The following is a 19,791-nucleotide window of genomic DNA, read 5'->3' as shown; positions in this document are numbered from 1 at the left end:
ACTATACGTACTTTATGAAATATAACCACCCAAATAGATACCATAGAAAATCACCCTAAAGTGGAGGTGTACTTATAATGAAAAAGGACGCTACCAAGCTATGTCCCGCGCCATACGGCTGTTCCGTGGAAGTTACCCTCAGTGTGATCGGAGGCAAATGGAAAGGTGCCATTTTGTATCATTTATTCTCCGGTCCTTTGAGATTTAACGAGATCCGAAAATTGTTTCCTGACATTACCCAGCGTATGCTCACCCTGCAACTTCGAGAGTTGGAAGGCAGCGGAATTGTTCATCGTGAAATATACCCCCAGATCCCACCTAAAGTGGAGTATTCCCTCACACCATTTGGTGAAACGTTACGGCCGATCATCTTCAGCATGCGAGATTGGGGAGAAACGTATACAAATGAGGTTCTGGCCAGATCCTCACAAGAGGTATAAAACACAAAAGAAGCTGTTCCTAGTTTTTAGGGAACAGCTTCTTTGCTTGCTTATTTAATAACCGTTTGGATCGTAACCGTACGGTTACGCCCCTCTTCCTTCGCTTGATACAGTGCATTATCCGCCAAGTGAAACAGTTCTGTGGATGTTGTGGAGTGTTTCGGATATTCAGCAATTCCAGCCGAGATGGTGACGGAACGATCTATAGGCAATACGCTTTCTTCGACCGTTATTCGGATACGTTCAGCAATCTCAAAAGCTACGTTAGACTCGGAATTTCTTAACAAGACTACAAATTCCTCTCCACCAAACCGTGCGCAGACATCTTCTGGTCGAACAGACAATTGAATGATATTGGCAATGTGTTTCAACACTTCATCCCCAGCATGATGACCGAATGTATCATTAATGGACTTGAAGCGGTCGATATCCAGAACAATAATGGAGAATGGCGCCTCATCCTGAATCCATTCCTGAATAACTTCTTCGAAGGTTCTGCGATTGTTCATACCTGTTAAAACATCTGTTCTGGCATCATAGACAAGCTGGTTTGTCTGTTTCCTAAAGTTCGCCAATGCGCCAACAACTGCTCTTGTTAGAAGGTCTGCCTCTCTATTCCAGTGAGGTTTCATCACCGGTAGATCCACTTGTCCCTTATCGACCTGATTCACCAAATCAGCCAGCATAGCAAAAGGACTGGCCAGCTTGCGTGCAACCCGAACCACAATAAGGGTCAGGATCAGGAAAGGCACTGAGGTGTACAGCAACAACATACGGATATGATGATTCAACTGATCGTACACCGTTTGGGTTGGAGACACGATTACGACGCCCCAGTCTGTTGATGGAACTTTGTAATAACCTGCAAGCGAATCCACACCTGCCAGATTTTTGTATTGTTCTTTACCGTGCTTGTTTACTAGCAGCTTTTGCACCACTTCATTTTTACTGACATTTTCACCAATTCGGTTGGTGTTTGGGTGAAATAACAAAGTGCCCTTCTTATCCACAATAAAAAAGTAGGAACCATTACTTGTCTTGAGCTGACTGCCAAAAGACAGACTCAATATATTATTTTCCTGCAAAAAGATATTTCCACCGATTGTTCCTTGGTACTCCCCTGCCGAATCAAAGATCGGTTCACTAACAAATACAATTCTGCGTTTCGTTCTGGGTGTCTGGTACGCTTCGGAGATATACGAAGTCCTCAATTTAACCGCTTCTTTTGCTGCATGGGAACTAACATGGTGACCTACACTAGCCTGTGAGTAAGGTGAGGTAGACCTGATTACTCCCGCTTTATCTACCAAAGAAACGGAATTAAAAAAATTACTGCTATTGCGAACCAAATCTAATGTGGAATTCAACTCTTTTGTATTGGACTGATCCATATCCGGGAAATAATTGGCTGCATATTTCAAGCTCTCCTGCATGGAATAAAAAAGCGAATCCAGCGTTTGGCTCATTTGCACAGCGCTTGCATAGTTTAGCGAAAGGGTGTTATCAATGAGTGACTGTTTCTGAGATGTATAAGATGAGATGACCATGAGGGTCAATGTCATTATAACTGAAATAGTGACCAACCCACCGAGTAAAGCCGTGAGGCTGATCTTCTTGATGTTTTTTATTTTTTTTCGTAATCTATATCTCTTGATCTGTGCAATCATCGTTTACTTCCCCCGGATTTTCATGAAAAGGCATATTCCTTCTATCTTATACAAAAGTTGTTAAGATCAAATAAAGAATTTGAGAAATCTTAACAATTACATCGTAAGATTGACGATTTAATGACATTTTACTTTCCCTGGAAGAATCACTGTTCAGGATCGCCCTAATCGACAATGATATATCCTTCTTCTGGCTCTTGTTCAACAAACCCTGCCATCTGACGAACCTGAAATTCGATCGGGTGATGACTACCCATTAAAATGCGATTTTGAACTTCATCCGCTGTTTCTGTAGGTAATGCGAATGCACGTGTATAGGCAAACTGTGCCTGAAGTGTCGTATAGATCGCATTGACAAGCCGATCGTTGCCCGCACGCCCAAACACATTAAGGATCACAGCTCCGTCCGAGTCCAGCTTGTCCTTGACCATGGCAAAAAAATCACTGGATATAAACTGCTCGGGTGTACCCGTTGCCGTAAAGGCATCAATAATAATATAATCATATGTCGCAGCGGGTTCCTGGCCTAATAATTCACGACCATCCCCGATGAGCACAGGACTTCCCTCATATCCAAAAAAGGTTTGACTCAACTCCACGACCTCTGCGTCAAGCTCAGCTACTTTTACCTGACGATCAGACAAGTAGGTTGGCAATGTGCCAATACCATGTCCCACCACAAATACGGTATCAAACTTAGGATCATTCCGTTCCATTAAATGCACCATCGCTCTCGGATACTCCAACACCACCCGGTTAGGCTCATCCAGATCCATGGCTCCCTGCACAGCTGCGTTGGAGAATTCTAATACACGAAACTGGCCCTTCTCTCCATAAAGCTTTTTGGTATCATATACCGTCAGCTCATGCTGTTCACTTTTATTCCGATACAGAACTCTCACTAACCGTTCTCCCTTCAATCTCTTAAGCCTTTTCGACATATACCTTCATTCTATTACACGGGATGACAACATTCCACCCTATATACTTGAAAGGTCATAGTACAACAAAAAAACCGTTCCGACTCATACGGAAACGGCCTTTTGATGAACCATCTAACACTTCTAAGACCCTATGGCCTCATGCAGAGCCTGGACATATTCCACGCCCAGATTGGAGAGAGAAGTGCTCTTGTGGCTTATCCACCCTACATTAATGGATTCCTCACATTCCAGCGGTACAGGAATGATCTCGTCTCCATTCAGATCAGCGCTAAGTACACCCGTAGAGATCGTATAACCATTCAGACCAATCAATAGGTTAAACAATGTTGCGCGGTCATTGACCTGTATGCTTTTGGGGTGAGATAACGTACTTAGGATCTCTTCGGAAAAATGAAAGGAATTGTACTCACCCTGATCAAATGACAAGTACGGATAATCCTGCAGTTGCTCGATTGCAACTGACTCTTGTTTCGCCAGTGGGTTCTTCACACTGATAAAGATATGGGGCTTGGCTGTGAACAAGCTGGTGAAAACCAGCCCCGCATCTTTTAACAATTTGTTAATCACCTTGGCATTGAACTCATTCAAATACAGGATGCCAATTTCACTGCGCAGGCTTTTCACGTCCTGAATAATCTCGTAGGTCTTTGTCTCCCGAAGTGCCAACTCGTATTCATCCTGACCATACTGCTGTACCAGACGAACAAAGGCATTCACCGCAAACGCATAATGCTGTGTCGATACAGAGAAATGCTGCGGAGATGGCTTGGCGTTCAGATAACGATTCTCCAGCAACTCAGCTTGTTCTACCACCTGACGTGCGTAGCTTAGAAACTCAACGCCTTCTTTAGACAAAGATATTCCCTTATTGGTACGTTCAAAAATGGTAATTTGCAACTCCTGCTCCAGATCCCGAATGGCATTCGAAAGGCTGGGTTGCGAGATAAACAGGCGTTTGGCCGCTTCATTCATAGAGCCGCGTGTGGCAACTTCAATTACATATTTTAATTGTTGTAGGGTCAAGGTCTTATCCCTCTCTTTCTGGTTCAACAGGCAGACCAACAGTTGCTTCTTCCCACGGAAGTACATTCCATGGACTGTCTGCCCGTTCGAACAAATGCTCTACAAGCGAAAAGTGCTCCAGGGCTGACTCCGTCTCCAATTCTTCATACCCATACTGACGTCCTATGAGATAGGCAAGTCCGAATTCCGTCCAACTTGAATACGCTTTTTGAATCCGCTGCGCCATTTCATACATAAAAGTCCATGCTGTCTTCTCATCTACATAACCGACCTGCATCGCCATCCGTGTAATTGATATGGCTCTTCCCCAGTCCCAGGCGCTGATGCTTGCCGCATTCAGGCGACTGTCATAGAGTTGGATGGCCCTCAATTGGGTTCTGATCGTCTCATCCTCCAAACCAAGGATGTAGTTTTCCTGCTCCTGATGAGTCATTACAGACAATAACGCCCTGCGTTGATCAAATTTATCATGGTGCCCGCTTCCTTCTCGAAAACTTTCCATTTGCTGATGAAATGACTGCTCGTCCCGAATACTCCATGCTCGACCAAACATTTCAATGATGCCTTCCCTTTTCCCATCCAATCGTTCAATATCATACCCTGTGGCGAATTCCAAAGCATTTGCCTCAAGTAAAATAGCTCCCGCTGCCAGTGTCCACTGTTGTCTTGCATCAAGCAAAGAATACATCGTTGAATACCTCCACGTTATAATACGGTCTGAGCTCTTCATCATTCAAAAGATCAGGGAATTGAAGTGGTACCGTTTGTTTCAATCCCATCTGGAATATATTGAACTTCAGCTTATTAAACCAGGCTCCCCGTTGACTCAGACGCTCTTCCATATCCTGCAGACGTGCAAGGTAATCCGGATGATCAGGCCGGTCTGCCACAGCCTCTCTGGCATACACAAGTGCCAACTCTCCTTGACCAAGATGCATATAGGATAAACTCAGTAAACTGCATGTATCCCCCCGCAAACCAAACTCGTAAGCTCGGGTCAACATTTTGCGAGCGACATCGTATTTACGTGCCTGATATAGATGTAAGCCCCCATAATAATAGCTGTAACCATCAATCTTGGCAGGTTCTACTGTTTTATAATAATGCACCATAGCGCTGTCCAACTCATCCCACTGCTTGAGTTCGGCAAAGATGCGAATCATCTGTAAAAGCGCCCACGGATTATTAGGCTCGTGATCCTGAATCTTCAGAATCCATTTTGCTGCCTCCTCAAACTTACGATCCGCAAGGAGGCAAACAGCAATCATTTTTGTTAATAAAGAAACCTCCGGTATCTTTTTGTGAAGCGCTAAGAAGAAATCATGAGCAGTGGTCCAGTTCTTTCTATCAAAATGGAGATCCGCTGCTGCACCAAGAGCTTCATTTTGATACGCAGTGTCCCCAGTCTCCAAATATTGTTCAATGGTAGACAATGCAAGATCAATCTTGGCTTGTCCTCTGTAGGCTGTAAATAGATGATAAAGTGTGCTCGGATAACTCTCGATACGTAAACAAGCTTGGAAACACTGAACAGCATCCTCGAATCGCTCTACATTCATATACGAGATGCCAAGGTAGTGATAGAGATCAGCACTTTCATTACCTTCATTCATATAAGTCTCAAAGCACGTTATAGCCTTATCATACTTTTCTAAATTATAGTAACTGAAAGCTAATCCAAATTCGTAGCCTGCGCCCCCATTTAATGTTTTTGCCTGCAAATAGTTCAAGATCGCCTGTTCATATTCTTCAAGCATACGATAGGATTCCCCGAGATAAAAATAAACTCCCGGCTCTTCTGCCATGTGTTCTTTCAGAATAAGACCGTCTGAGATTACTGCCTCATAATGATCTAGATTATAATTGACCTTTATGCGTAAGTACAAAGCCTCTTGGTGAACAAAGACCTCTTCTTTAGCCCTTGTGACAGACTGATTAATGTAGTGTAAAGCAAGTTTTAGATCAACATCGTATGCCATTTGAGCAGCCAAAAACCAAGCATTACTGCTTAACAGTACTTCTGATCCAAATCCTTCAACCATGGATATTACCTTGTCTGATTGTTTCCTTATACGGTAAAGCTCAATCAGTTCCTCGATCTGTTCCGTTCCAGGAGGGTTGTCATTTTGAAGCTCCTCTTCCAAAATCGTCATGCGTTCTTGCTCATATTCATGCCGTACATGCCATAGACGAGTTCGTAGTTCCAAGTCCGCTGGGAATCGTTCTAACGCTGCCTCATATACAGCCATGGCTTCATTATTTCTACCCAACTGGATTAGACACTGCGCTGCAGATGATAAAGCAGGACTATAGATCATCGCTTCAGTTGCCTCCGACAACTGCATGTTGATGGATAACGCTTCTTCCACATGTCCACACTTCAGTAACATGTCTGCCAAGTGACGGAGAATTTGAGGCTCATTCGATAGTATAACTGCAAGCCTGGAGTACATGTGGAGCGCAGTCTCCCAATCCTCAACGTTCATCGAATATAACGCAATCAAGCGCAGTAACACAGGGTCTTGTTCATACATGGCGTAAGCTTTGCCCAACATCTCGTGCGCTGTGTCCAAGTCTTGATGAATGAGTGCACGTCTTGCGAATTCACGAAAATATAAATAATCGTCGATCTCCAAACCAGCTGCTGCCGCTTGGTGTAAATATTCAAGCTGCAAATCATATAAACTTTGACTTTGGTAACGAATGTGATTTAGAAACGAGGAAGAAAATCGCTCGCTTAACTCCAGTTCATTGTCCATCCAGCCAAACGTATCATCTAATAATTTCCAAACCATACCAGGCAGCCAGCTTCGTTCTGCCAAAACATCTAACAATTCGCTGTGTAGTCTTTCCCGAACCTGAATGCTCCAGAATTGCTCATCCTCTACAAGGTTCACCCATAGATCGTAACGAATGCGTGAGTCAAAATCTTCATAAAGTCTAATCGTTCTCTCCAGAAAATGATTTACAGCTTCACGCAGCGGGTCTTCCCGCTGTGGAGGAGTTATATGTAAGTCTTCGATATGTATACCTTGAGCTAAATCCTGCGTATCTTCCGTGAAGTGGTGAGTAGGATCATCATCAGACTCAACATGTATCGGTTGAATTGAACCTGTTGACGCAATCTCTCTAGCTTGCTCGTAAGCTGCTCTAAGTTCCTTGAAACCTTCAGGATTCTCTTCTGGATGATTTTGTTTTAACCGTAATGAATAAGCCCGTCTAATCGCATTTAAATCTTCAGTAGGCTCTATACCAAGTATTCCCCAGTAATCCATGCTGTCGTTCCTCTCTTATCTGGAATTCTTCTCAATCTGCAGATGTGGTTGCTATCAAAAAAATGTAACATTGCTCTTTAATATATCATATCCCTGCTTCATTAAGCTTCTTTTCAGACAACCCTCTCCGTAAAAAGTGATATCTAATAACCTGGCCATACACTCGATATTAAATGCTAGAAACAGCAAAAAGACCCGCGTCATCATGACGTGGGTTTTCGGATTCAAATAGGCAGCTGCGCCATCAAGAGAATAGGTTCTGTTTTTCAAAAACAGACATCTGGTTCTCCCCGGTAATAGGACATTCATCAGGGTACATACTTCGTTTTTCCAACTTCTCATCGATAAAATCAACGACTTGTTGTAGCGAAGCAATCTGTGCTTCAACTTTCTTCCGGTGATTCACAAGCATCTCCCGTTCATCCGGGAAATCGGCGAGATCGGAATCCATGGACATTTGTAAATAAGGCTTCATTTCCTCCAGAGACATCCCTGTTTTTTTCAGGCAAGTGATCAACTTCATCGTATGGATATCCTCCGAGCGATATACCCGATGGCGATTGGCTTTGCGTTCAGCTCGGGGAAGCAGCCCAATCTTCTCATAATAACGAATTGTATCTTCCGATAATCCGGCCTGTTCTGACGTTTCTTTAATGGAGAATACTTCATTCTCACTCATCATATGGGCCTCCTCCATATTTATTTCTCTCCATATTACAACTTGGAGCTGACTCCAAGTCAAGCATGATCCCTTCCACCCTAACACCCCTTGACTTGGAGTCGACTCCAAGTTATAGAATGAGCGCAGCATACAGATTCGTTCTGTAATCCCATTCTATCTGGAGGTATATATGAATATACAAAATCAGCTTCGCACCGCTCTCATCACAGGTTCAACGTCAGGAATTGGTCTTGAACTGACACGCAAGTTACTGGCTGAAGAATGGCAGGTAATCGGTCTCAACCGTTCTGCTTTCCCATCCGAGGATACCGATATTCAGAACGCCTTACGTTCAGGCCAGCTCCGTTGGGTTCAGGCTAATCTGACCAACTACGACAGTCTGAGGACTGCACTGGATCAGATTAAATCCGATACCGATTCAATTGATGTCTTGTTTAACAATGCGGGTGGCAGCGCTTCGGAGCTTCGTTTCTCTGATCAGGGGCATGAACTGCACTTTGAACTTCAAACTGTAGTCCCTTACATCATCTACATGGAATTAGTGGAGCTATTGCTCAAAGGACAGATGAAAACAGTCGTCAATACTTCCACCACCGCGTTCAGTATGGTCAAACAATTTGATCTAAATATCCTGGAACGTCCAACTGAATTCAAAAAGCTGTTTGGTCCCTATGCCACTTCGAAGCTCGGTCTATCTCTATGGACACGTGAGGTTGCCAAGTCTGCCAAAGCGAATGGCATACAACTGCTAAGCGTAGATCCCGGTGGAAATAATACGCTAAGGGGCAACAAAACATCCGGCCTGCCCTTCTATATCAAACCTATTATGAGATGGTTCTTTCCCCATCCAAGTCATGGTGCTTCATTGCTCTACAGTGCGGCTTTATCACCCAGCAGACATGAATCCGGTACATTTCTGGTGAAAAATAAAGCGACAGCACTTCGTTTCACAGAGCAAGGTCCTGCCGTTCTCCATCGGGTAAACGAGATCTACGAGCAGCATTTTCATACAACGCAGTCTGGGAAGACCACAACCAGCCCATCTTAATCATAATGGTTGTTGAGCACTATATTATCAGCGCCCCTCCCTCATTGAAGAGCATCATCAGATTTGTGAAGCGATCAAGGCACATGTCGGGCAGGCTGCCGAACGACTGATGAAAGAGCATCTTCAATCCGATCTGGAATTCTGCCTTCATCTGATTCGATAACCGGATTCATGGATTATTCAACCTTCTCACTACGTGTAAAGACGTGACCGCATGCGGTCATGTCTTTTTTGTCGTTTGTCCCTCATATTATCCAGGCCCTGATTCATAGGTGTAGACATAACGATACCATGTCGCGTGTGACATGCCACTGAATCTGGAGGGATCACTCAATGACCAAAGGACAGCAACCTAACGAAAAACCATTTATTATCCCGCAACCCATTCGCAGTGATGGCGCTGGAGGACCTGATCTGGGACCCAGAGACGTCATGAGAGATATACAGAACCCCGATATGCTGGTACCTCCGGTAACCGATAACGGGTTATTGCCCAATCTAAAAATGTCTTTTTCCGATACGCATATGCAATTGAACCATGGGGGTTGGTCACGTGAAATCACCGTACGGGATCTCCCTATTGCCACTACACTGGCTGGTGTGAACATGAGCCTGACACCGGGAGGTGTACGAGAATTGCACTGGCACCAACAATCTGAGTGGGCTTATATGATCTGGGGAACGGCAAGAATCACTTCGGTAGATCAGAACGGACGTAATTTTATTGCGGATGTCGGACCTGGCGATCTCTGGTTTTTCCCAAAAGGTCTACCCCATTCCATTCAGGGACTGGAGGATGGTTGTGAATTTCTGCTTGTGTTTGATGACGGGTCCTTCTCCGATCTGAATACATTATCCATATCGGATTGGTTTGCCCATACCCCACCAGAGGTATTGTCTGTCAATTTCGGCGTGCCCGAATCCGCTTTTCAGTCGATGCCGAAGGAACAGGTCTACATTTTCCAAGATACCGTCCCGGGTTCCATCGAGAGCCAGGAAGTTCAGTCGCCATATGGTACCGTTCCTCTCACATTCAAACACCGGTTGCTGGCTCAAGAACCGCTCATCACACCCGGCGGAAGCGTGCGGATCGTAGACTCCACTAACTTCCCCATCTCAACTACCGTTGCAGCAGCACTCGTTGAGATCCGACCTGGCGCCATGCGTGAGCTGCACTGGCATCCCAATGCGGATGAATGGCAATATTATCTGACAGGACAAGGGAGAATGACTGTGTTTGGAGGCAATGGCATTGCTCGTACATTTGACTATCGGGCTGGGGATGTCGGATATGTTCCTGTCGCAATGGGACACTACATACAAAATACCGGCACAGACACTTTATGGTTTTTGGAGATATTCCGAAGTGATCGATTTGAGGATGTATCACTGAATCAGTGGATGGCGTTAACCCCGCGGGATCTGGTCCGTGACAATCTGAATGCGCCGCCTGAGTTGCTCAATGCCTTGCGTAAATTAAAATGGCCTGTCGTTTAATTTAGTATGTATATCTATCATTTATGCTGAAATGGGGTAATTGTCAGAGAATCCCACTATATAAGGAGGAATATGAAAGATGAGAGCCGTTACGTTTCAGGGAATCAAGGACATTCAAGTCAAAGAGGTTGAAGATCCCAAACTGCAACAGAAGGATGACATTATCGTTCGTATTACTTCTACAGCTATATGTGGATCGGATCTGCATATTTATCAGGGAGCCTTGCCTGCTGCCAAAGATTACGTTATCGGTCATGAACCGATGGGCATTGTGGAAGAAGTAGGTCCTGAAGTGACACGTGTGAAGAAGGGGGACCGTGTGGTCCTGCCTTTTAACATCGCTTGTGGTGAATGCTTCTATTGCAATCATGACATGGAGAGCCAATGCGATAATTCCAATGGCAATCCCGATATTCATACAGGTGGTTATTTTGGGTTCACCGAGCGTTACGGAAACCACCCTGGAGGTCAGGCGGAATTATTGCGTGTTCCCTACGGGAACTTCACTCCGTTTGTGATTCCGGAATCCTGTGAACTGGAAGATGAAGCCTTATTGTTCCTATCCGATGTTCTTCCAACCGCTTACTGGAGCGTCGAGAATGCCGGGGTTAAACCGGGAGATACGGTCACTGTACTCGGTAGCGGACCCATTGGGTTGATGACGCAGAAGTTCGCCTGGATGAAAGGTGCCAAACGCGTTATTGCTGTGGATCGTCTGCCCTATCGACTGGAGAAAGCCAAACGTTTGAACGATGCAGAGATCTTTAATTTCGAAGATTACGATGATATGGGTGAGCACATTCGCGAGATTACACAAGGCGGAACCGACGTTGTTATCGACTGTGTAGGTATGGATGGTAAAAAAACCACGCTGGAGGAGATCGGACAGAAGCTGAAACTTCATGGCGGTTCACTGAGTGCGATTGAAATCGGCATGAAAGCAATCCGCAAATTCGGTACACTCCAACTTACGGGTGTATATGGCTCTTCCTAAAACATGTTTCCGTTAGGCAATCTGTTTGAACGCAATATCAATCTTAAAATGGGACAAGCTCCTGTTATACATTACATGCCTGAATTGTTCCGCAAAATCACTGCTGGTGAATTTGATCCAACCGAGATCATCTCCCATCGGATTCCACTAGAGAATGCAAGCGATGCGTATCGCATTTTCAACGATCATGAAGACGAATGTACCAAAGTTATACTAAAACCCTGAACCGTCGCTTTGACTATAAATTTGCAGAATAAAACAAGCAGAACTACCTGTTCAAGGTACTCTGCTTGTTTTATTTATTTTATTGTCATTCATCCTTCTACTCGTTCATAACCTGCTAACCTTAATGGTTTGCTCTATCGAATCAGACATGAGTCGGCTTAATCGCTTGGATATATACACTTTCTCCTTGGAAGCTATCGAGCTTCCCATTCGCTGTCACTTCAAAATCGAAAAATTTTCTGATGATGGACGGTGCACTCAACATACTTGCTTCAAGTTCCCTCCTCTCCCGTTCCGGCAGTGCCGCACGGTTACACCACTCTTCAAACTTAAAGCGCTTCTGGAAGGAAACCATCATTTCCATTCGGAAGCCCGCGTACTCCAGCATATGAATCCATTCCGTCTTGCGCCATGCTCGAACATGGCTTGCATCTCGGCACTTCTCTACTTCATTGTAAAACTGGTCATTCTCATCCCGTTCAGGTGCCACGTTGTCAATGAATAACAACCTTCCACCGGGCTTCATAACGCGTAATGCCTCATGAACAAACAAAGAAACGTCCGGAAAATGGTGAGCAGCGATTCGGCAGGTTACAAGGTCATAGATATCATCATCGAATGGTAGCTTCTCTGCATCCCCGACAACAAAATCTACATTACGGTGTCCATTGCCCTGGATAAATGCTTCAGCTACCTGAAGCATTTCTTCCGTTAGATCGAGGGCTGTCACCCGCTGAACAAGTGGAGCCAATGCATTAGCGACATGCCCTCCTCCAGTGGCGATATCCAGCATGTTCATATCCGGAGTGGCTTGAGATGAAGCCACGAGCAATGCGAGATCCTCACCTCTGGCATGCCCCGAACTCGTCACATATTTACCTGCATTTTTCGCAAACTGCTTCTGCACCTGACTTTTGATTACATCAGACATTCCAATTCCTCCTGCATAAGTTTCATTAGACGAAACATAGTTTCAAAATATAATTATATTTATTTTACCACACATGAATGTAAAAGCTAAATAAGCATTTTACACAAATCCGGAGGAAACTTTCCACTACCTAACAAAAAAGCTGAAATAAAAAACATCCCCCAAGTGAATTTCACCCAGGAGATGTTTTTTATATTTATTACTTCACAAGCGTTGGTGACTTCTTCCACAGTCCCAGAATCAGACCGGAGATCACTGAACCAATCGCAACAGCGAGCAGGAACAATAATGCGTGGTTCGCCAGTGCTGCAACAAAGATCCCTCCATGCGGAGCTGGTACATTAATGCTCCACAGTTGTGTCAATCCTCCAGCAACAGCGGAACCCAGAATACAAGAAGTCAATACACGCAATGGATCAGCCGCAGCAAATGGAATTGCACCTTCTGTAATGAAAGAGAATCCAAGTACATAGTTAGTCAGGCCTGATTTGCGTTCTTGCTCCGTAAATTTGGATTTGAAGAACGTTGTTGCAAGTGCAATCGCCAGAGGAGGTACCATACCGCCTGCCATAACCGCTGCCATCCATGCACCGTCTGTGTTACCACTGGATGTGAATACGCCGATAGCGAACGTGTAAGCCGCTTTGTTGAACGGTCCACCCATATCGATGGACATCATACCGCCAAGCAACAAGCCCAACAATACCGCATTACCTGTACCCAAGTTACCAAGTGCATCTACAAGCCAAGTGTTCAGGGAACCAAAGATTGGATCAAAGACATAGAAACTGATTGCACCCACGATCAGCAAGCCAAATACCGGATAAAGCAAGATTGGTTTCAAGCCATCAATCGCTTTTGGCAATCCTTTGAACAACTTACGGAGACCAATAACGACATAACCCGCCAGGAAACCGGCAGCCAAACCACCAAGGAAACCGGCGTTTGAGTTAACCGCCATCAATCCACCGACCATACCAGGCATCAGGGCCGGGCGATCACCAATACTCATCGCGATAAATCCGGCAAGTACCGGAATCAGGAAGTGGAACGCACCTGTTCCGCCACCGATCGTTTGAAGCAGTTGCACAATCGGATTCTCAGGGCTAGCAAGCTGTTCGAACAAGAAGGAGATTGCTAGCAGAATACCGCCACCTACAACGAATGGCAGCATATGCGAGATACCATTCATCAGATCTTTATAGATTTTGCTACCTACACTGATTTTGCCAGCGCTTGCGCCCTCTTCCTTGGCATTTCCGCCTTGGCTGCGATAGATCGGTGCATCACCGTTAACGGCCTTGCGAATCAGCTCTTCGGATTTACGGATTCCATCACTCACCGGTCTTTGCAATACCGGTTTGCCATCGAAACGTGCCATCTCCACATTTTTGTCTGCGGCAACGATAACCCCTTTAGCACGAGCGATCTCATCAGCAGTGAGAACATTCTGTGCTCCTTCGGAACCGTTGGTCTCTACGCGAATATTAATGCCCATTTCCTGAGCTTTCTTTTTAAGTGCATCCTCAGCCATAAACGTATGCGCTATACCGGTTGGACAGGCTGTAACTGCAACAACAAAATCTTCCGAATTGGCATTACCTACAATCACACCAGAAGTATTCTGTTGCTGACCAGTAGTAGAAGTGGATGCGGCATTTGCTGCTTTTTCAGCTTTTGCTTTTTCTTTGGCTGCTTCCTTCTCAGCTGCTTCAACCTGTTTGGCATCAAACAATGCACTAACTTCGGCAGGTGTATCTGTACTCATCAATTGTGAGATGAAATCGCTATCAATCAACAACCTGGAAAGAGCTGCAAGCGTACGCAGATGGGTATTACCTGCGCCTTCTGGAGCCGCAATCATGAAGAACACATGAGCTGGCTGATCGTCCAACGCTTCAAAATCAAGCCCTTTTCTACTCTTGGCAAATACAACTGTTGGTTCGTTCACTGCTGTTGTTTTGGCATGTGGCATTGCAATTCCGCCACCGATACCCGTGCTGGATTCAGCTTCTCTTTTATAGATCATTTCCTTGAACAGGACCGGATCATTGATTCGTCCGCTTCGGTTCAGGCTTGCAATTAGTTCATCAATAGCCTCATCTTTGGTTGAGGCTTGCAGGTCCATGATCATCGTTTCCTGGATCATCAAGTCTGTTATTCTCATCTTGGTACACTCCCTTAAGTTCAGTCGGCCTGCCTAGGCAGGCCTCACTACATTACAATTACAGTAAAAACCTTTTATATGGCTGTTAGGCTAAATCGTCGTAATGGTTACTTGATTACGCAATTCATCAATCAATTCACGTGTTGCCAGATCATCTGAGAACGCAGTTGCGCTTCCAGATGCAACCCCTGTGCGGAAAGCTTCCAGCAAATCTCCGCTCTGTACATAGGAACCTACGAATCCGCCAATCATGGAGTCACCTGCACCAACTGAGTTTTTCACAATGCCTTTTGGCACATTTGCATGATGAACTTCCGCTTTGGTAATAAATAGCGCACCCTCACCTGCCATGGAGATCAACACATGTTTAGCACCGGCTTCCAGCAACTTACGCCCGTATAACACCAGTTCCTCGCGAGTATCAATCGTTACACCGAACAGTTCAGCCAATTCATGATGATTTGGCTTCACCAGCAATGGTGCATGTTCAAGAGCTTCCATTAACGCAGGGCCAGTTGTATCAATTACAAATTCAGCACCTGTTTGCTTGCATACTTTAATGAGACGATCATAAAAATCCGTTCCAAGTGAAGGCGGTACACTTCCGGAGAGAATGACAATATCTCCTTTTTCCAACGAAGACAATTTGTGAAGCAACTGCTCGGCCTCTTCGGCACTTATTGCAGGTCCAAGACCATTAATCTCTGTCTCTTCTCCATGCTTCAACTTGATGTTAATGCGAGTATCGTCTGTAATCGTAACAAAGTCTGTCCGAATGTTATCTTCTTGCAACTTGTCATTAATGAAACGTCCAGTAAATCCACCAAGGAAACCAATGGCCGTGTTATCTGCTCCAAGTTGATTCAGTATGCGAGAGACATTAATGCCTTTGCCGCCAGGGAGCTTCAAATCCCGATTCATTCGATTCAATCCGCCAAGCTTCAGCTCATCCACTTCCACGATGTAATCAATGGACGGGTTAAGTGTTATCGTATATATCATCGTTATCCCTCAATTATTTTAGTTTTCTGGGCGATTCCAGGCCGCCAATGTTCTGGCATCTGCTCAGTAATCAAATCGGCCTCCTCCAAATCAAACAATTTGGCAAAAGTAATTTCCCCTATTTTGCTGGAATCAGCCAGCACATAAGATTTTCCCGACAATTGATGTGCACGCCTTTTAATCAAGGCTTCCTCCGGATCCGGTGTTGTATACCCCATTTCGGGATCAACTCCGTTGCTTCCAAGAAAACATTTATCAAAACGGAAATTATCCATGTTCTGTAATGCGATACTGCCAATGACTGCTTTTGTATGAATTTTCATCATACCTCCGAGCAAATAACTGCGAATACGCTTGCTTACCAAAGCCTCAACATGTGAAAGTCCGTTGGTAACAACCGTTACGTCTTTAGCTTCAATAAAAGGAATCATGGCTAACGTTGTCGTTCCTGCATCCAGATAAATGCATTCGCCATTTTCGATCTCCTGTGCAGCCAAACGGGCAATCGTCGTTTTTTGTTGAATGTTTTTGAACGTTTTTTCTTCCATGCCCGGTTCCAGCGTTTTTTCATTCACCAGTGCGGCACCGCCGTGGATGCGTTTGAGCATCTGACGACTCTCCAGATCGATCAAGTCACGCCTAATCGTTGATTCAGAAGCACCCAACACATCAACAAGCTCTTGCAATTTCACAATTCCCTGTAAATGTAAGCGCTCTATAATTGCAGCATATCGTTCTTCAGTCAGCATCTTCATTCCTCCAACTGCTTCTATAGTATCATAATTCACTCAAAAAACAACCACTTTCATTCAAAATAATTTAAAAACATTCAAAAAAAATCGCATCTTTCGACTTATTTTCTTGTCCAATTGTCCCTTTCCCTGACTCCTGAACGCGCATCTGATAATCTAGTCCCTATTTTATCGAAGGTGGTGACCTGATGACAGACCACCCACACAAACGTCGCAAACCTTGCGCCCTGCATCAGAAAAAGAAGGTTTCCTCTCCTCGTTTTGGATGGATCTCCTCCAATTGGAGCGGTTATGCTCGCACAGGAACACAGAACCAATACCGTCGCATCTCAGCGGAATGGACTGTCCCCTACGTTCTACCTAGTACACGTAACACATATTCATCCGCATGGATTGGAATTGATGGTTTCGAGAACAGCAGTCTCATTCAGACCGGAACAGGTCACGACTGGATTCAAGGCAAGCCCAGCTATTATGCCTGGTGGGAGATCCTTCCTGACGCCGAGACCATCATTCCACATCCCGTTGCCCCTGGTCATCGCATTCGGGCAGTCATCGCCAAACTAACACCCAAAACCTGGTGCATTACTCTCTCTAATCTAACGCTAGGCTGGACTTTCCGCACCATTCAGTATTATTCGGGTCCGCAGTCCTCTGCGGAGTGGATTGTTGAAGCCCCCACTGTAGGGAGCTCCATTGCCTCCATGGCACGGCTTACCCCCGTAACCTTCAACATGTGCCGATTGAATGGACAGTCTCCTGCTTTTTGTACCCCTCAAAAAGGGATTATGGTCCAAGGACGAGGTATCGTCTCAATCCCTGGCGCCCCTAATCGGTGCAAAGATGGATTTACAGTTCGTCGCAACACTTGAGTATTCAACGATTGAATGAAGTTATTTACTTCATGTTCTTGTAGTTGGTATTTCGCGGCCCTTGTATCTCCATCAAAAATCCTGCAGCCTCCAGCGCTTGATGCGTGGCGTTGCAGGATTTTGCTTTTACATGGGAAATGTATGGCGTTTATGGCTCTACAACCATTTCATCTGGTTTTGGTTTAAGCCATTTGCCATCCTCATTAATAAAAGCCCCTTTGAAGCGGCCCATCTCCAATTGTTCAATCAGCCTCTCCTCGTCCATGACCAGAATCTCAGCGAGTTGTCCCGAGGTGTAATAATGAGCGGGATTGTAATCGAGCAGCACAGGAACAGACGTATCATATAGTTCTTTGATCAGATTCTCAAAGGAATGCCGACCCAGGTTCTCCATATCTCTATAAAATTGCAAATGTTGGGACACCATATTACGGAAAGATTTATTCTCCAGATGCATCCACAACGTATTGCAGGCCCGAACACTCATATGATTTTGTTCCACATCGTAAAATTGAACTTCTTCAATCTTCATGTATTTCTCTTGAAATGCTACGATCTTAATCAAAGGTACATTTCGTTTACGCGACGCTTTCTTCAAATGGGCTCTAAATTGTTCATAGTTCATTTCATTCATCTATTATCCCTGCCTTTAACATGTTCCAACCGACATTTTACAACAAATTAAAGGCAAGTGTAACCTTCATCATATGAAAAACAAAAAAACGTGCAGCATCAGATGCCACACGTTCGCAATATTATAGAGTGCAATTACTCAGCGAGAGCACCACTTTTCACCCATGTAGCCGTAAATTCCTGTTCTTCATACGCATAGAATTGCTGCAAAATAATCTCCCGATCATCGAGGAACAATTGATCCGCTATGGCAGTGACCAGTTTGGGCACCGCACTCTTGGTCCCCGATATTGCCGATGCCGACAGACCGCAGCTGGCAAGTGCAGAGTAATTAAATACAAACAGTCCGTGCAACGGTTTCTCACCTTGTTCACTCCTGCTTGTCATTGCAAACCCGGAACTCAGGTAAGGATGTGCATCCAGCAATGCATTGCGATGCTCTGGCGGAGCCTGGTAACAGTCCTTCCAGCGCGCGATGTATGGCTCCACAAGCTTCAGTTCAGGACGGAGTGCCGGATCACTAAGCAAACCTGTGCTAATAATTAGAAAATCAAACGTAAATGCTCCCTTTGCCGTGTGCACAATCGCGCCTTGCTCCGTCGCTTCCACACTCAGCCATGGAGCGTTCAGATGCAACTCGAAACCAGGCCAGGCTGCCGCACGATTAAACGTATCATTGGTTGGGGGTTGATTGAATTTGAAGAAATGAGAGATCACTTCATATTTATCAGCAACCGGAAGAGCATGGTATCGCTCGATCATACCGGATTGTTCCATTTGACGAATGGGATTAATACTTGGCAGTTGTTCCCGCCGTACAAATACATGAGCCTCCGCCACACCGGTGGCAAGGGCATAACTGGCATTATCGAATGCAGAAGCACCGCCGCCAAGTACAGCAATTCTTTTACCTTTTAACCGATCAAAATCAATCGCTTCAGACGTATGGGCATACCGATCCCGAGGTAATCTATCGGCAATCATGGATGGCACATGCCACTCTCCACCACCTTGTATTCCCGTAGCAAACACGACTTTGCGAGCAAGTATAACATCCATCTGATTTCCTGCCTTGTTCACATGAAGTCGATGTATTCCGTTCTCCATAGGCTCAACCAGCGTCAATTTCACCTCATTAAGCACAGGCAGCTTCAATACTTCCCGATACCAGCGCAAATAATTCATCCAGTCTCCACGCGGGATCTTGTCTACCTCTTCCCAACCTTCGGGCCCAACCTGTGCTTCCCACCATGAGCGAAAGGTTAACGAGGGTATACCCAAATCGATGGAAGTCAGATGCTTGGGTGTGCGCAAAGTTACCATACGTGCATAAGTCTCCCAAGGTCCCTCAAGCCCTGATGCATTCTCGTCAATGACGACAATATTGGAGATCCGTTCACGAAGAAGTCCAAATGCCGCCCCTAATCCACTCTGGCCTCCACCCACAATGACGACATCATAAACACGACCATCTGCATGTTCTCTTGGACGTACCCAGTTCGCGCTACCAAATGACAAATAAGTCAGATCATTCTTCACACGTTCATTCAAAGCTTCCAGGCTCATGATTCATCAACCCTTTCGAGATACATATATGAACTATTCTTTCTTTGATTATTGGATGTGATATTGTTGTGAG

General features: G+C 45.1%; 17 protein-coding genes and 1 pseudogene. 6 read left to right on the top strand and 12 right to left on the bottom strand.

Going from position 1 to position 19,791, the window contains the following annotated elements; genetic code table 11:
* Positions 1 to 77: 77 nt before the first annotated feature.
* Positions 78 to 440, top strand: coding sequence for a winged helix-turn-helix transcriptional regulator (locus MHB85_RS09940; protein ID WP_017689435.1), 363 nt, complete (start codon positions 78 to 80; stop codon positions 438 to 440).
* Between the two features lie 50 nt (positions 441 to 490).
* On the opposite strand, the gene MHB85_RS09935 is transcribed toward MHB85_RS09940, so the two are convergent.
* The 6 genes from MHB85_RS09935 to MHB85_RS09910 form a co-directional block, all read right to left on the bottom strand.
* The gene (locus MHB85_RS09935; protein ID WP_341072863.1) at positions 491 to 2,002 is read right to left on the bottom strand and encodes a sensor domain-containing diguanylate cyclase; all 1,512 of its coding nucleotides are present in this window, start codon (positions 2,000 to 2,002) and stop codon (positions 491 to 493) included.
* 269 nt (positions 2,003 to 2,271) lie between these two features.
* Positions 2,272 to 3,048, bottom strand: a complete 777-nt coding sequence (locus MHB85_RS09930) for a spermidine synthase (protein ID WP_197997737.1) — start codon at positions 3,046 to 3,048, stop codon at positions 2,272 to 2,274.
* A gap of 123 nt (positions 3,049 to 3,171) precedes the next feature.
* Positions 3,172 to 4,074: a LysR family transcriptional regulator gene (locus MHB85_RS09925; protein ID WP_192132486.1), complete on the bottom strand. Its 903-nt coding sequence runs from the start codon at positions 4,072 to 4,074 to the stop codon at positions 3,172 to 3,174.
* Between the two features lie 4 nt (positions 4,075 to 4,078).
* Complete coding sequence (locus MHB85_RS09920) at positions 4,079 to 4,762, bottom strand: DUF1266 domain-containing protein (protein ID WP_179198561.1); 684 nt, start codon at positions 4,760 to 4,762, stop codon at positions 4,079 to 4,081.
* Positions 4,746 to 7,349, bottom strand: a complete 2,604-nt coding sequence (locus MHB85_RS09915; RefSeq protein WP_341072861.1) for a tetratricopeptide repeat protein — start codon at positions 7,347 to 7,349, stop codon at positions 4,746 to 4,748. The genes MHB85_RS09920 and MHB85_RS09915 overlap by 17 nt, the downstream gene beginning before the upstream one ends.
* Before the next feature lie 244 nt (positions 7,350 to 7,593).
* A complete protein-coding gene (locus tag MHB85_RS09910) occupies positions 7,594 to 8,028 on the bottom strand; it encodes a MerR family transcriptional regulator (protein WP_047842344.1) in 435 nt (144 codons plus the stop codon).
* A 172-nt stretch (positions 8,029 to 8,200) separates the two neighbouring features.
* On the opposite strand from MHB85_RS09910, the gene MHB85_RS09905 reads away from it, so the two are divergent.
* The 4 genes and pseudogenes from MHB85_RS09905 to MHB85_RS09890 all read left to right on the top strand — a co-directional run bounded on the left by MHB85_RS09905 (position 8,201) and on the right by MHB85_RS09890 (position 11,795).
* Positions 8,201 to 9,079, top strand: a complete 879-nt coding sequence (locus MHB85_RS09905) for an SDR family NAD(P)-dependent oxidoreductase (RefSeq protein WP_091017595.1) — start codon at positions 8,201 to 8,203, stop codon at positions 9,077 to 9,079.
* A 43-nt stretch (positions 9,080 to 9,122) separates the two neighbouring features.
* Entirely contained in the window at positions 9,123 to 9,242 is a 120-nt protein-coding gene (locus MHB85_RS09900; protein ID WP_192132562.1) for an FCD domain-containing protein, read from the top strand.
* A gap of 170 nt (positions 9,243 to 9,412) precedes the next feature.
* Positions 9,413 to 10,576 carry an oxalate decarboxylase family bicupin gene (locus tag MHB85_RS09895; protein WP_091017597.1) on the top strand — a complete coding sequence of 388 codons (1,164 nt, stop codon included), beginning with the start codon at positions 9,413 to 9,415 and terminating at the stop codon, positions 10,574 to 10,576.
* A gap of 79 nt (positions 10,577 to 10,655) precedes the next feature.
* Positions 10,656 to 11,795 (top strand): annotated as a pseudogene (locus MHB85_RS09890) (zinc-dependent alcohol dehydrogenase).
* Between the two features lie 142 nt (positions 11,796 to 11,937).
* Here the strand turns inward: MHB85_RS09890 and MHB85_RS09885 are convergent.
* The 4 genes from MHB85_RS09885 to MHB85_RS09870 all read right to left on the bottom strand — a co-directional run bounded on the left by MHB85_RS09885 (position 11,938) and on the right by MHB85_RS09870 (position 16,644).
* Entirely contained in the window at positions 11,938 to 12,726 is a 789-nt protein-coding gene (locus MHB85_RS09885) for a class I SAM-dependent methyltransferase (protein WP_192132490.1), read from the bottom strand.
* 199 nt (positions 12,727 to 12,925) lie between these two features.
* Entirely contained in the window at positions 12,926 to 14,893 is a 1,968-nt protein-coding gene (locus tag MHB85_RS09880) for a PTS fructose transporter subunit IIABC (protein ID WP_192132492.1), read from the bottom strand.
* Positions 14,894 to 14,983: 90 nt separating this feature from the next.
* Positions 14,984 to 15,895 (bottom strand): 1-phosphofructokinase, encoded by a 912-nt coding sequence (gene pfkB / locus MHB85_RS09875; RefSeq protein WP_192132494.1) that lies wholly within the window; start codon positions 15,893 to 15,895, stop codon positions 14,984 to 14,986.
* Positions 15,896 to 15,897: 2 nt separating this feature from the next.
* Positions 15,898 to 16,644, bottom strand: a complete 747-nt coding sequence (locus tag MHB85_RS09870; protein ID WP_017689448.1) for a DeoR/GlpR family DNA-binding transcription regulator — start codon at positions 16,642 to 16,644, stop codon at positions 15,898 to 15,900.
* Between the two features lie 191 nt (positions 16,645 to 16,835).
* Here MHB85_RS09870 and MHB85_RS09865 point away from each other — a divergent pair, with 191 nt between their 5' ends.
* The gene (locus MHB85_RS09865) at positions 16,836 to 17,519 is read left to right on the top strand and encodes a G1 family glutamic endopeptidase (RefSeq protein WP_192132496.1); all 684 of its coding nucleotides are present in this window, start codon (positions 16,836 to 16,838) and stop codon (positions 17,517 to 17,519) included.
* A 148-nt stretch (positions 17,520 to 17,667) separates the two neighbouring features.
* Here MHB85_RS09865 and MHB85_RS09860 read toward each other — a convergent pair whose 3' ends face one another.
* Positions 17,668 to 18,117, bottom strand: a complete 450-nt coding sequence (locus MHB85_RS09860; protein ID WP_192132498.1) for a hypothetical protein — start codon at positions 18,115 to 18,117, stop codon at positions 17,668 to 17,670.
* Between the two features lie 170 nt (positions 18,118 to 18,287).
* The gene (locus MHB85_RS09855; protein WP_192132500.1) at positions 18,288 to 19,718 is read right to left on the bottom strand and encodes an NAD(P)-binding domain-containing protein; all 1,431 of its coding nucleotides are present in this window, start codon (positions 19,716 to 19,718) and stop codon (positions 18,288 to 18,290) included.
* Positions 19,719 to 19,791: the final 73 nt, after the last annotated feature.

It is taken from the genome of Paenibacillus sp. FSL K6-4396 (genome assembly GCF_038002525.1).
Taxonomy (GTDB): domain Bacteria; phylum Bacillota; class Bacilli; order Paenibacillales; family Paenibacillaceae; genus Paenibacillus; species Paenibacillus amylolyticus_B.
This window is presented reverse-complemented; position numbering and strand designations above follow the sequence as displayed.